Origin of the sequence: Erythrobacter colymbi, assembly GCF_002155685.1 — a bacterium.
GTDB classification, from domain to species: Bacteria; Pseudomonadota; Alphaproteobacteria; order Sphingomonadales; family Sphingomonadaceae; genus Erythrobacter; species Erythrobacter colymbi.
The window spans coordinates 88124-101239 of record NZ_MUYK01000006.1 but is presented as its reverse complement, the minus strand read 5'-3'; the positions used below and the strand labels follow the sequence as shown (position 1 = coordinate 101239).

At 69.0% G+C, this 13116-nt stretch carries 8 protein-coding genes; 4 read left to right on the top strand and 4 right to left on the bottom strand.

Going from position 1 to position 13116, the window contains the following annotated elements; translation table 11 throughout:
• The first annotated feature begins 145 nt into the window (after positions 1 to 145).
• The gene (gene katG / locus BZF57_RS13425) at positions 146 to 2365 is read left to right on the top strand and encodes a catalase/peroxidase HPI (protein WP_086738792.1); all 2220 of its coding nucleotides are present in this window, start codon (positions 146 to 148) and stop codon (positions 2363 to 2365) included.
• Between the two features lie 64 nt (positions 2366 to 2429).
• Here katG and BZF57_RS13420 read toward each other — a convergent pair whose 3' ends face one another.
• Positions 2430 to 3275, bottom strand: a complete 846-nt coding sequence (locus BZF57_RS13420) for a LytTR family DNA-binding domain-containing protein (protein WP_086738790.1) — start codon at positions 3273 to 3275, stop codon at positions 2430 to 2432.
• A gap of 166 nt (positions 3276 to 3441) precedes the next feature.
• Between BZF57_RS13420 and BZF57_RS13415 the strand changes: the two genes are divergently transcribed.
• Positions 3442 to 3981: a DUF2306 domain-containing protein gene (locus BZF57_RS13415; RefSeq protein WP_086738788.1), complete on the top strand. Its 540-nt coding sequence runs from the start codon at positions 3442 to 3444 to the stop codon at positions 3979 to 3981.
• Positions 3982 to 4020: 39 nt separating this feature from the next.
• Complete coding sequence (locus BZF57_RS13410) at positions 4021 to 5868, top strand: gamma-glutamyltransferase family protein (RefSeq protein ID WP_086738786.1); 1848 nt, start codon at positions 4021 to 4023, stop codon at positions 5866 to 5868.
• A gap of 266 nt (positions 5869 to 6134) precedes the next feature.
• On the opposite strand, the gene BZF57_RS13405 is transcribed toward BZF57_RS13410, so the two are convergent.
• On the bottom strand, positions 6135 to 8093 hold the full coding sequence (locus tag BZF57_RS13405; RefSeq protein ID WP_086738783.1) for a hypothetical protein: 1959 nt from the start codon (positions 8091 to 8093) through the stop codon (positions 6135 to 6137).
• Between the two features lie 159 nt (positions 8094 to 8252).
• On the opposite strand from BZF57_RS13405, the gene BZF57_RS13400 reads away from it, so the two are divergent.
• Positions 8253 to 10682 (top strand): trypsin-like serine protease, encoded by a 2430-nt coding sequence (locus BZF57_RS13400; RefSeq protein ID WP_086738781.1) that lies wholly within the window; start codon positions 8253 to 8255, stop codon positions 10680 to 10682.
• A gap of 133 nt (positions 10683 to 10815) precedes the next feature.
• On the opposite strand, the gene BZF57_RS13395 is transcribed toward BZF57_RS13400, so the two are convergent.
• Together BZF57_RS13395 and BZF57_RS13390 are read right to left on the bottom strand one after the other, a co-directional pair.
• The gene (locus tag BZF57_RS13395; protein ID WP_086738779.1) at positions 10816 to 11052 is read right to left on the bottom strand and encodes a hypothetical protein; all 237 of its coding nucleotides are present in this window, start codon (positions 11050 to 11052) and stop codon (positions 10816 to 10818) included.
• A gap of 49 nt (positions 11053 to 11101) precedes the next feature.
• Positions 11102 to 13084 carry a TIR domain-containing protein gene (locus tag BZF57_RS13390; protein WP_162291015.1) on the bottom strand — a complete coding sequence of 661 codons (1983 nt, stop codon included), beginning with the start codon at positions 13082 to 13084 and terminating at the stop codon, positions 11102 to 11104.
• Between the last annotated feature and the right edge of the window lie 32 nt (positions 13085 to 13116).

Below are 13116 nucleotides of genomic sequence, written 5' to 3'. Positions count from 1 at the left end.
ACCGCCCCTCGATTAATCGCCCCGCTCAATCAAAAAACGCGCATTAATCGATTGGACGCACTATCCTGAAAGCGTCATTCTCTCCCCATAGGCTACGCGGCAGCGACGCGAGTCTGCATTTTCGCCATGTGAGAGGAGACACATCATGGACGCAAAAACCGGAGAGATGAGCGGGGGTTGCCCGTTCCACGGCGGCGTGGATCTGCGCAACCTGCTGGGCCGCACCAACCGCGACTGGTGGCCGCAGGCGCTGCAGGTCGACATTCTCAAGGAAGGCGGCAAGAGCGCCAATCCCTATGGCGAGGACTTCGACTACGCCGAAGCCTTCAATGCGCTCGATTACAACGCCCTCAAGGCCGATCTGACCGCGCTGATGACCGACAGCCAGCCCTGGTGGCCGGCGGACTATGGCCATTATGGCCCGTTCTTCATCCGCATGGCCTGGCACGCAGCGGGCACCTACCGCACCGGTGACGGGCGCGGCGGCGCCAACAGCGGGCAGCAGCGTTTCGCCCCGCTCAACTCGTGGCCTGACAACGGCAACCTCGACAAGGCGCGCCGGCTCCTTTGGCCGATCAAGCAGAAATACGGCAAGAACATCAGCTGGGCCGACCTCTTCATCCTCGCCGGCAATGTCGCGATCGAGAGCATGGGCGGCCCGGTGTTCGGCTTCGGCGGCGGCCGCGCCGACGTGTTCGAGCCCGAGAGCGTCTACTGGGGCACCGAGGAGCAGTGGGTCAACGAGGGCGTTCCCACCCGCATCCACCCCAAGGAAGGCCGCGCGCTCGAAAACCCGCTCGCCGCGATCCAGATGGGCCTCATCTACGTCAACCCCGAAGGGCCGCAGGGCAACCCGCATGACCCCGAGGGCATGGCCCGCGACATGCGCGAGACCTTCGCCCGCATGGCGATGAACGACGAGGAAACCGTCGCGCTCACCGCTGGCGGTCACGCCTTCGGCAAGGCCCACGGCGCGCACCCCGCTGACACCTTCGGCGGCGCTCCGGAGAGCGAGGACCTGCACCTGATGGGCTTCGGCTGGCTCAACGACGCCGACGAGATCGCGAAGGGCAACATCACCACCTCGGGGATCGAGGGCGCGTGGACGCCGAACCCGACCCAGTGGGGCAACGACTACTTCCGGCTGCTGTTCAAGTATGACTTCGAGCTGGTGAAGTCGCCCGCCGGTGCCCACCAGTGGCAGCCGATCAACCCCGATCCCGAAGACATGGCCCCCGACGCGCGCGACCCGTCGAAGAAGGTGCCGACCATGATGACCACCGCCGACATGGCGCTCAAGAACGATCCGGAATATCGCAAGATCTCCGAGCGGTTTCTGAACGATCAGGCGGCATTGGACGATGCCTTCGCCCGCGCGTGGTTCAAGCTGTGCCACCGCGACATGGGCCCCAAGATCCGCTACCTCGGGCCGGAAGTGCCGGAAGAGACGCTGATCTGGCAGGACCCGGTTCCGGCGGGCACCACGCCCTCGGACGCCGAAGTGGCGCGCTTCAAGGACGCGATCCTGAACTCGGGCCTGTCGGTGCGCGAGCTGGTCAAGGCGGCCTGGGCCTCGGCCTCGACCTATCGCAACTCCGACCACCGCGGCGGGGCCAACGGCGCGCGCATCCGGCTCGAGCCGCAGCGCTCGTGGGCGGTCAATGACCCGGCGGAGCTTTCGAAGGTGCTCGACACCATCGAAGCCCATCGCGGCTCGCTGAGCATGGCTGACGCGATCGTGCTGGCGGGTTCGGCCGCGGTCGAGAAGGCAGCGAAGGACGCGGGCTTCGATGTCACCGTGCCCTTCCTCGGCGGTCGCGGCGATGCGACCGAGGAGCACACGGATGCTGCGAGCTTCGAGCCGCTCGAGCCCTTCGCCGACGGCTTCCGCAACTACCTCAAGACCAAGGCGCAGGTCCGCACCGAGGAAATGCTGATCGACCGGGCACACCTGCTCGGCCTGTCGATCCCCGAGATGACCGTGCTGGTCGGCGGGATGCGGGCGCTGGGCGCGGTGAGCGATCACGCCCACCACGGCCACCGCATCGGCGTGCTGACCGAGACCCCGGGCAAGCTCACGCCCGACTTCTTCCGCAACCTGCTCGACATGGGGACCAAGTGGTCGCCGGTCGATGACAGTGGGGACGAGGAATATGTCGGCGTCGACCGCGCGACGGGCGAGGAAAAGTGGCGCGCGACCCGCACTGATCTCGTCTTCGGCTCCAACTCGATCCTGCGCGCGCAGGCCGAGGTCTATGCCGAGAGCGGGAACGAGGGCAAGTTCGTGTGCGACTTCATCTCGGCCTGGACCAAGGTGATGAACGCGGACCGCTTCGACGTGAGCTACGCCAAGTACCACGCCTGAGCGGTGACAGGCTGACGCAAAAGGGCCTCCGGTGGCGACACCGGGGGCCTTTTTCTTTGGCGCGCTAGATCCAGCGCGCGTCCTTCAGCGCCGCGACATTGGCGCGGGCGACGGGAGCCTCGATCCCGCGCGGCAGCTTCAGGCGGACATTGCGGCCCTCGCGCAGCACATCCTCGACCGCGGCGCGCGCGACCCACCAGCTGCGGTGGACCTGCATCCCCTCGATCTCCCCCACCAGCGCCATCGCATCGCGCAGCCGCATCAGCACCAGCGCCGATCCCAGCATCGTGTGGACGCGGACATAGTGGTCCTCCATCTCCAGTGCGACGATGGTGCTGCCGAGTTCGGCGGGGAGCTGGTCGAGCAGCGGATTGGCGGGCGGCGCCGCAGGGGGAGGCGGCGGAGGCGGCGCGGCAGGCTCGGGCTCCGGCGCGGGGGCCGGCATCGGCATCGGCACCGGGGCAATCTCGGACGCAGGCCGCCCCTGCACCAGATTGAACAGCGCCGTCACCGCGCCGCCGATCACCAGCACCGAGAAATAGGTGCCCGTCCAGACCTCGAGCCCCGGCCAGCTCCAGCGGCCCGTGCCAAGGCAGTTCACCGCGATCACCGCAAATGTCATCGGCACCGTGCCCACCAGCACCGCCGCCACCAGCACGCCCCAGCGCGGCAGCGCTAGCGCCCGCTCGCCCCAGGTGGCGATGCTCTGCATCGGGCGGTAGCAGGCATAGCCGAGCCACGCGAAGCCGAGCCAAGTCACCAGCCGCTCGGCAAAAGGCGCGGCGATGCTGCCGAAGGGGCCGAGGATCGCGAGGAACACCCCGATCACGGTCATCGCCGCCAGATCGACCACGATCCGGCGCGCCAGCGTGTGGCGGGGCGTGACCTGCGGGAGCTCTGCTTGCGACATGGCCCGCATTCCTGACCGCCCGTTCGCGCTTCGTAAAGTGGCAGGCCCCGCGATTTGCGGACATTTCACGCATGGCTGCGCCCGCCCGCGAAGGCGCGGTTGCCCGCAAGCGGCGCGGCGGCATTCCGGTTGCCAGACAGTGCCAACCGCCACCGGGAGTAACGCCATGACCACCCTCGCCCTGCCCTTCACCACCCGCGCCGCCAGTGCAAAGCCCGGCTTCGACATCGGCCCCGCCGCCCGCACCGCGATCAGCCTCGCCTGCTTCACCATGAGCTTCGCGATCATCTGGGCGCTGGGCCGCGCGGCGCTGGGGCTGGCGCCGGATGTCGGCTATTACGCCAAGCTCCCGATCGTCATCCACGTCGCCGCCGTGCTGCCGACCATTCCGCTGGGCGGATATCTGCTGCTGGCGAAGAAGGGCACCGCGTCGCACAAGCAGCTCGGCAAGCTCTGGATGGTGCTGATGCTGGTCACCGCCACCTCGGCGATCTTCATCAAGTCGAGCGGGAGCTTCAGCTGGATCCACCTCTTCGTGCCGCTGACCTTCCATGCCGCGTGGAAGGTGATGGCGACCGCGCGGGCGGGCGACCTCAAGGCGCACAAGAACCATCTGGCGCGCACCTATCTGACCGCGCTGATGCTGCCCGGCCTTGCCGCCTTCCTCGTCCCCGGCCGGTTGATGCAGGTGCTGGCCTTCGGCTGAGACTTGCGCGAGGGCGCGGCGCGATTAGGGTGCCGCGCCATGCTGAAACCCGCCATGATGCTCCTTGCCGGAGCCGCCGCTCTCGCCGCCACGCCGCTGATCGCGCAGGAGGCCGCAAGCCCCGCCCCCGCGCACGCCGACACCACGCCGCAAGCGACCCAGGGCATCGGCCCGGGCGCGCGGCCGGTGGGGGCGCAGTGGAGCCGCAGCCCCGTGATCGCCCCGCACGGCATGGCCGCGACCGCCCACCCGCTGGCAACGCAGATCGCGCTCGATATCCTCAAGGCGGGCGGTTCTGCGGTCGATGCGGCGATCGCCGCCAACGCGGCATTGGGCCTGATGGAGCCCACCGGCAACGGCATCGGCGGGGATCTGTTCGCGATCGTGCTCGATCCGAAGACGGGCGAGCTGGTGGGCCTCAACGGCTCGGGCCGCTCGCCATCGGGGCAGACGCTGGCGCAGCTCAAGGCCAAGCTCCCCGAGGGCGCAACCAATCTGCCGCCCGTCGGGCCGCTGCCCGTCACCATCCCCGGCACGGTCGATGCGTGGTTCGAGATGCACGCGCGCTACGGCAAGCTGCCGATGGAGCAGGTGCTCGCCCCCGCGATCCGCTATGCGCGCGAGGGCCATCCGGTGGCGCCGGTGATCGCGATGTATTTCGAGCGCAACCTGCAAAGCTTCGAGCGGTTGCAGAAGAGCGTCCCCTTCGACCTCGCCAACGCCCGCGCGACCTATTTCAAGGATGGCCGCGCGCCGAAGCCGGGCGCAATGTTCCGCAACCCCGACCTCGGCAATACGCTGGAGACGATTGCGAAAGGCGGGCGCGATGCCTTCTACAAGGGCCAGCTTGCAAAGGTGATGGTCGACTACCTCGGGCGGCAGGGCAGCGCCTTCACGCTCAAGGATTTTGCCGCGCACAAGAGCACGTGGGTGGACGTGGCCTGCGTCACCTATCGCAAGGGCTACGAGCTGTGCGAACTGCCGCCCAACTCGCAAGGCTTCGCGGCGCTGCAGATGGTCAACATTCTCAAGAACGTCGATCTGAGCCAGTGGGAGCGCGGTAGCCCGCAGGTGCTCCACTACATCACCGAGGCCAAGCGCCTCGCCTTCGAGGATGCGGCGCGCTTCTATGCCGATCCCGATTTCGCGAGGACTCCGGCGGAGCTGCTGACCGATGAATACGGCAAGCAGCGCTTCGCCCTGATCGATCCGGCCCGCGCAACCCCCGCCTTCTCCCCCGGCGCCCTCGTCGCCCCGAAGCTCGAGGGTGAGGGCGACACCACCTACATGACCGTCGCCGACAGCTCGGGCATGATGGTGAGCCTGATCCAGTCCAACTATCGCGGGATGGGGAGCGGGCTGGTGCCCGACGGGCTCGGCTTCATGTTCCAGGACCGCGGCGAGCTCTACAGCCTCGATCCCGCGCACCCCAACGCCTATGCGCCGGCAAAGCGGCCGTTCCAGACGATCATCCCGGCCTTCATCAAAAAGGACGGCAAGCCCTGGGCGAGCTTCGGGCTGATGGGCGGGGGGATGCAGCCGCAGGGGCATGTGCAGGTGCTGGTGAACCTCGTCGATTACGGGATGAACCTGCAGGAGGCGGGCGATGCCGCGCGGCTCCACCACGATGGCGGCCGCCAGCCGACCGATGCGCTCGCCGGCACCCCCGCCGACACCGCGCCGGTCGACATGCTCGGCGTGCTGCAGGTCGAGCCCGGGATTCCGGCGGCGACGGTCGAGGCCTTGAAGGCGATGGGCCACAAGGTCGAGGTCGAGAGCACCGGCATCCCCTTCGGCGGCTACCAGATCATCGCCCGCGATCCCGCGACCGGGGTCTACACGGGCGCGACGGAAATGCGGAAGGACGGGCAGGCGAGCGGGTATTAGAGCCTGTCTCGACGGGGTGGAAGCGTTCGCATCGCCTCAGGAAGTCCGCTGGACAGGAGTGGTGCGCAGCAGGGGCTGGTTGCCCCTGCAAGTGCCGCGACGAAGCCAGCGGACTTCCTGAGGCGACCCCGCAGGGGCGGGCCGATTTTGGCCCAGCGCAGCGTCGATCGTCGGTCACTATGCTTCGGCATGGCTCCCTCCTCTCTCCTCGCGCTGGGCCAAAATCGGCTCCGTGCCAATGCTTACACCCCGCCGAGACAGGCTCTTTAGGCGGGCAACGCGAGGTGCTTCGCGCCGAACACCGCCTGCCAGCTCGCGATCTCCTCGACCACGGCCTCGTCGAGCGCGTGGATCAGGTCGGCCGTCGCGGCGTAGGTGAGCGCGCTTTCGTTGCCTGACAGCAGCAGCTCGATCCGCTCGCTGATCGCCCACAGCTTCTCGGCCGCCACCCGCGAAATCGCGGCGAAGCGCTCGAAATCGCCGAAATAGCGGATGCCCGAAAGGTTCGCGCCCAGCGTCGGGAAGGCGACGCCGAAGAAGGTGAAGACCGGCGACAGCTCGCTCGCCAGATGCTTCGGCACCACGCCGGCGATCCCCAGCCCCTTGAGCGCGAGATAGGTCGCCACCGAAGCGACCGCGAGCGCGAAGCAGGCCTCGGCGACCTTGTCGATGCGGTGGTGGACGGTCTCGAGGTGCTCGGCCTTCAGGGTGTGATAGGCGGCCTGCGCGATCACGTGCGGCAGCACCACGCCGGCAAGGCCGCTGCGCAGATAGTCGCGCGTCACCGCCACCTGCGGCAGGCCGACATCGCGCAAGGCGTGGCGGGCGAAAAGCTCGGGCCATTCGGCGCGGTCGCTGCGGGGCCAGCGCCCGGTCGGCCGCGTCACCCCCAACAGCAGCAGCGAGGGGGAGTGGCGCAGATATTCCGACACCCGCCGCATCGCAAACCAGCGCCGGTGCCAGCCCAGCCGCGATCCCGCCGCGGTCATCACCAAGATCCCCGCAAGCAGCAACAGCTCGATCCCGGCGAAGACCCACTTGTAGTCGATCATCCCCGTCGGCAGGAACAGCACGCCCACCATCACCGCCAGCGCCGCCAGCGCGAAGTTGACCGTCATCCCGCTGCGATAGGCATCGGCGAGGCGGTTGGCGATGCCATCGGCCCAGGCGAACATCGGCAGCACATCCTCGGCCAGCTGGCGCGTGACCTGCGGATCGCCCCCCGGCATGGCGGCGGCGGCGGCCACCAGATCGGCCTCGCTGCCACTCGCGATCGCGCCGGGCGCTTCGTAATCGACCCTGAGCGAGCCAAACGCCGATCCCCCGTCGCCGAACACCCGCTCGATCCGGCGATAGAGCGTGAAGACGCGGCTGGAACGCGGGCGCCACTGCTCCTGCGCCAGCTGCGCGGGGCTCCAGCCATCCACCACCACGGCAGCGCGGATGATCGCCTCGAGCCGCTGCCAGTCGGGCGCGCCGCCGTCCCACGGCTGGGCGAGCTCCTCGGGCCGGCCGAGGATGCGCCACGTATCGGGCCGCGCGGGATCGATCAGCAGCACCGGCGCGCCCATCGCGAGGGCCGCGGTCACCGTGTGCCCCGTCCCGCCCGGCAGGTTGGCGACCTTCCCGTCCCACACCGCAATCACGAGATCGACCCGTTCGATCATCACGCGCCCCGCCAGCGCGACATTGTCCGACGCCAGCGCCTCGAAAGCGCGGGCCGCCGCGCGGTCATCGGGCGCGGCGAGGCTCGCGCGCCACAGCGCCTCGACCTCGGCATCGCGGTCGGCCAGCGCGAAGACGCTCGCGCGGGCGGTGATCGCGCGGATCGCGGCGGCCTTGGCCTCGACCGCAGGGTCCGCCGCCACGCGCCCCGCCAGCAGGGCATCGACATCGGCAAGGCCTTGCGGATGGGCGTTGATCGCGCAGTTGAGCGCAGCGCCGAAGGGCAGCGGCACCGCCACATCCCACCCCCGCGCCAGCGCGCGTTCGGCGGCGATCTGGTCCGTCCCGTCGACCAGCAGGCTGTGGAGCCGCACCGCCCCGCGCGTGCCCGGCAGTGCCGCCGTCATCGCGTCGATCCGCGCGAACAGCGCCTCAAGCGCCGCGCCGATCGCGGTGGCATGGGCCGAATAGGAGGGGTTGCTGGCGCGATGCCCGGTGATCCCGAGCGCCAGATGCGGCTGCCAGCTGTCGCGGACCGGAGCAGGCTGGCTGGCTGGCATCGCTGTCGTCTCTCCCCCGGCCGCGCCCCCCGCGAGCCATCACGTTTGCTTAGTCGCTCGCCCCGCCCGCTTACAAGCGCCAAGCGCGCGGGCGCCCTTCGCAATTGACCCTATGCTGCAAAAAGCGCATCTTTCCGGAGCGTTGGGGAGGCGCACGCCATGGGGAACACCGTCACGCGGCTGGCTGCCGCAGGTCTGGCCTTGCTGGGAGCGCTGCTGCTCCCCGCCGGGGCTGCGGCGCAGGATTATGGCGACCTGCCGCATGTCTATCCGGAGGCAGACGGCCGCTACAATCCGCCCGAGGAAATCCCCGCGGCCTACACCGAACATTACCGGCAGCAGGCCGATGCCGCCGCCGCCGCTTGCGAACAGGGCACCATGCCCGCCTGCACCGCGCTCGGCCTTGCCTTCCGCAACGGCGAGGGCCGCCCGCAGAACCGCCCGGTCGCCGAAGTGCTGCTGCGCCGCGCCTGCAATGCGGGTGAGGCCACCGCCTGCCACGAACTCGGCAAGCTGCTGCGGCTCACCGCCGATCCGCCCTACCCGCCCGACATCACCGATGTGACCCTGCGCGGCTGCCAGCTCGGCGCGGTCGAGGCCTGTCTCGACCATGCCAATTTCCTCGAAAGCAGCGTCGGCAAGCTCGGGGATGTGCAGGCTGCCGATGCGCTGCGGCGCGGTGCCTGCGGTGCGGGGATGACCGAGCTGTGCATCGCACTCGTCGATTCCCTGCTGAGGGGACGCCGCCTTCCCGCCGCGCGCGCCGAAGGGCTCGATCTGGCTGACCGCCTGTGCAATGCGGGCCACCAGCAGCCCTGCGAACAGGCAGCTGCCTACCGCCGCAAGATCGAGGAACAGGCGAACCCGCGCCTCCTCGCCGAGCAGGAACGCCTGTGCGGAGCCGGGGACGCCGGGGCCTGTGCGGCGCTCGGCGCGGCGGCGCTGCGCGCGGACAGCGACAATCTCGGCACCGGCGACGACCGTGCCCGGGCGCTCGCCTATTACGATAAAGCCTGCGCCGGATCGCCTGATTTCTGCCGGACGGCGGGTGCGCTGCGCAGCGAGTCGGAGGTCCTCGCGCGCTGCCGCAGCGGCGTGCTGGCATCGTGCAACAGCCTGCTTGCGGCCTATCAGAACACTGGCGGACTTTTCGCCGATTCCGAACGCGCGCTGATGGTGCAAAGCGCCCTATGCGAAACGCAGGCCGACCCTGCCGTGATCGTAGCGGCCTGTCGTGACGCGGCGGACGCGCTCTTCAATAACGCCGGAAGCGATGCGACCAGCGACCCGGCGCGGGCCGAAGCCTATCTGATGCGCGCCTGCCAGGCCGGGGTGGAGGGGCTTTCGGGCGAGATCTGTTACGAACTCGGAGTCCGACTGGTGCTCGGCGGGGACCTGAAGGCCGATATCCCGCGCGGCTACGAGATGCTCGACGCGCAGTGCGCCGGCCCGCCTGATGCGGGGCAGCAGATGGCCTGCGCGTGGCTCGTGGACCGTCTGGTCAAGGATCCCGCCGCGCCGCTGGCCGCCGCCAGCAGCGATCCCGAGCTTTCGGCCGACGATCTCGACGATGCGAGTTACGCCGCGCTGATCGAAGAGCCGCGCGATGCGCCCCCGTCCGAGGAGGCGGACGAAGCGCCGCAGGACGATCAGGACGAGGAAGAGGCACGCAAGCTCGCCTGCACCACGACCACCGTCAGCTTCGAGGGCCGCGAATATACCGACACGATCTGCCGGCGCGGCGTGAGCATTACGGCGGGCTCGGTCGTGAAAGGCGGCGATGCCCCCTGGCAGGCGCTGATCTGGCGACCCAGGAAGCTCGGCAAGGACCCCGTGCTGGCGCACCAGTTCGTGCTGTGCGGCGGAACCGTGATCCGCCGTGGCTGGGTGCTGACCGCGGCCCATTGCCTCAACGATCTGGGCTACGACATCCGCACCGCCGGACACCGCCTGCGGCTGGGGGTGAGCAATCCCAATGTGAACGAGGGCATCAGCTACCGCATCCTCCAAACCTGGCGGCACCCCGATTACACGGGGAAGGATGCCTATGCCTTCGACATCGCGCTGATCCGCTATGATCCGGCGAGCGGCGTCGTCGGTAGCAAGGTCTATGCGGTCCGGCCGATCGATACCGACCCCAAGCCCTTTACCAGCCGCAAGCTCGTAAATCGCACGCCGGCCTATACCTATGGCTGGGGCCGGACGCAGGTGGCCGAGGGGCCGATCCCGAAGACGCTGCTGAGCGGTCTGGTGCTGATGCGCGACACCACAAACTGCCAGGACACGATGAAATTCTCGGCCTACCGCAAGGACTCGGCAATCTGCGCGGATCGCGCCAAACTCCAACAGGCATGCAGCGGCGACAGCGGCGGTCCCTTGATCGTGCGCGAAGCGGGCCGGAACGGTCCGAATACGCCGGTGCAGATCGGGGTGGTCAGTCTGGGCAAGGAATGCGGCACAGCCGACCTGCCGAGCCTGTTCACCCGCATTTCGCATCCGGTGGTGAAGGCCTGGATCGACGAGGTGCTGACGGGCAGGCGGCAGGCGGATCCGATGCCGCGGCCTGCTCCGGCGCCGCGGGCGCGCTAGGTCCGGTCCAGAGCGGCCTAGATCGGGCTCAGACCCCCTCTAGCCCCCGCTTCGCGCGGGTTCGGCCCCGGTCAGACGCGCCCCCGCGCGGCGTTTCACGTGAAACAATCGCGCGGGGGGCAGCTTTGGCGGATTACTGGGTGGTGCCGGCGCCGGTCTTGGCCGGGCCGATCGGGTTGTTGGTCGGATCCATCTCATTGACCGGCGATCCGGTCTCGTCAGCCGCCGGGGTGGCGTCGGCTGCCGGAGCCATCATCTCGGGCTCGGCCGCGGTGGGCTCGGCCGCAGGGGCCTCCTCGGTCTTGCCGCCGCACGCGGCCAGGGCCAGCGCGCCGCCAGCAACCATCGCAAAGGTAACGATTTTCTTCATGGTGATAACCCCCTCGCTCGCGCCCCTATCGGACGCAGGCGAAGTGCTATCATGACCCGAGGCGCGAAAGCAATTCCTTGAACCGGGCCTCGCCCCGCAGCGGATCGAGCAGGGGGTCGTTGCGCAGCCACAGGAGCCCCGGATCGCGCTTGGCATAGGCGATCTCGAGCCACTTGAGCGCTTCGGCGGGGCGACCGATCTGGGCGTTCACCTCGGCCTGCTGGTAATGGCTGCCGTCGAAATCGCGCTGCATCGTCGCCAGCGCCGCCTCGGCCCCGGCGGTATCGCCCATGCGGTGCTTGGCAATGGCCGCAGCGGTGAGCGCGAAAGCCTTGGCCGGCTCCGCCTCGGCAGCCTTGAGCGCCCCGGCATTGTCGCCCTGCATGAGACGCGCGATCGCGATGCCGAACTGGGCGCTCGCGAGGCTGGGATTGAGGACGATCGCACGCTCCATGTGCTTGATAACCTGCGGATATTGGCGCGCGAAGATCGCGATGTAGCCGGCGCTGCGAAAGGCGCGGGCGTTGAGCGGGTCGAGTGCCAGAACCTCGTCGATCAGGGCCTGCGCGCGGGCCTGCTCGGCTCCGTAGATCAGGAAGCTCGCCACCGCACGCTTGATGTCGGAATCGCCCGCCGCATTCTTCTCGGCGGCGCGGTAATGCGGCATGGCAGCGGCGATATCGAGCCGCCCGTGGCTCAGCGCATAGCCAAGCGCGAGATGCGCGCGGGGCAGCCGGGGCTCGATCGCCAGCGCCCGCTCGGCCGCAGCGATGGCGTCATTGAAGATCGTGTCGTGCTCGCCCTCACCGCTGGCGAGATTGATCCCGATCGATGCCAGCATCGTCGAACGCATCGCGTGGGCGATGGCATAATTGGGGTCCGCGGCGATGGCCGCGTCGAACTGCGCCAGCGCGGCGCGGTCGCTTTCCGAGCCGGACGACAGGTCGTACAGCGCATGGCCGCGCAGGAAGGCCTCGTAAGCCGCGACCGAGGAGGTGCCGCCGATCTCCTTCTGCGCGGCGGCGGCCTGCTTGGCCTCACCCTCGGTGGCAATCGTGGCGACGAGGGACAGGGCGACGGTTTCGGCGATTTCCGATTGCAGGGCGAAGACGTCGGACAGCGTCCGGTCGAAATTATCGCTCCACGGGATGCCGCCGTCCTTGATCTGCACCAGTTCAGCCGAGACCCGCACCCGTTCGTTATCGCGCTGCACGTTGCCGCGCAGGATGTGCTCGACCCCGAGCTTGCGGCCGATGGCGAAGTCGTCCTCCCCCTCGATCGCCGAGGAAGAGGTGGGCGCGGCCACTTTGAGCCGCGGGTTGCGCGACAGGATCGAGCGCAATTCGCGCGAGAGCCCGTCGGAAAAATACTTCTTCTGGGGGTCGCCCGTGTCGTTGATGAAGGGCAGTACCACCATCGAGGTTGTCGCATTGGCCGCCGAGCCGAACAGGCCGAATTGCCACGCGCCAAGCAGCCCAGCCGCCCCTGCCACGCCCGCGCCGCCGATCACCAGCGTCCGGCGCGACAGGGCAGGGCCCGTTGGCTTGGGCCCAGGCAGCGGAGCGACCGTTACCGGAGCAGGGGCCACCGGCGCCGGCCCGTCACCCGTCAGCCGTGCCCGCACCGCCACCAGAATGCGCTGCGCATCCGTGCTCGCCGCCGACCCGTCCCAGCCGCTGATGTCGAGCAATTGAAACTGCCGGAAGCCGAGCGGCGCCATCGTCCCGTCGATCGTCAGCGGCACCAGGCACCCGCGCTCGCGCCCGCGCTGCGCCTCGTCGCGCACCCAGTGCGATGCCACGGAGGTCGCCGACCACAGCACCACCACGCAGGCTGCCGTCTCGAGCGCGGTCTCGGTGGTCTGGAGGTAGTTCTCCCCGCCCTCGAGGCGGCCGTCCCACCACACGTCGAAGCCCGCGGATTCGAGCAGGTCGATCACCGGACGGGCGCGGGGAAGATCGGTGCGCGAATAGCTGACGAACAGCAGCGGCCGGGCGTCGGAGCGCGTATCGTCGCCGCTTTCCACTGGCACTGTCCCCCCTTCCCCGAGCCGGTCCGTGTCTT

Coding starts and splice junctions, on each gene's coding strand:
- BZF57_RS13400 (WP_086738781.1), top strand. CDS start 8,253: ATGGGGAACACCGTCACGCGGCTGGCTGCCGCAGGTCTGGCCTTGCTG.
- BZF57_RS13395 (WP_086738779.1), bottom strand. CDS start 11,052: ATGAAGAAAATCGTTACCTTTGCGATGGTTGCTGGCGGCGCGCTGGCC.
- BZF57_RS13420 (WP_086738790.1), bottom strand. CDS start 3,275: ATGTCGCAAGCAGAGCTCCCGCAGGTCACGCCCCGCCACACGCTGGCG.
- BZF57_RS13410 (WP_086738786.1), top strand. CDS start 4,021: ATGCTGAAACCCGCCATGATGCTCCTTGCCGGAGCCGCCGCTCTCGCC.
- BZF57_RS13405 (WP_086738783.1), bottom strand. CDS start 8,093: ATGCCAGCCAGCCAGCCTGCTCCGGTCCGCGACAGCTGGCAGCCGCAT.
- katG (WP_086738792.1), top strand. CDS start 146: ATGGACGCAAAAACCGGAGAGATGAGCGGGGGTTGCCCGTTCCACGGC.
- BZF57_RS13415 (WP_086738788.1), top strand. CDS start 3,442: ATGACCACCCTCGCCCTGCCCTTCACCACCCGCGCCGCCAGTGCAAAG.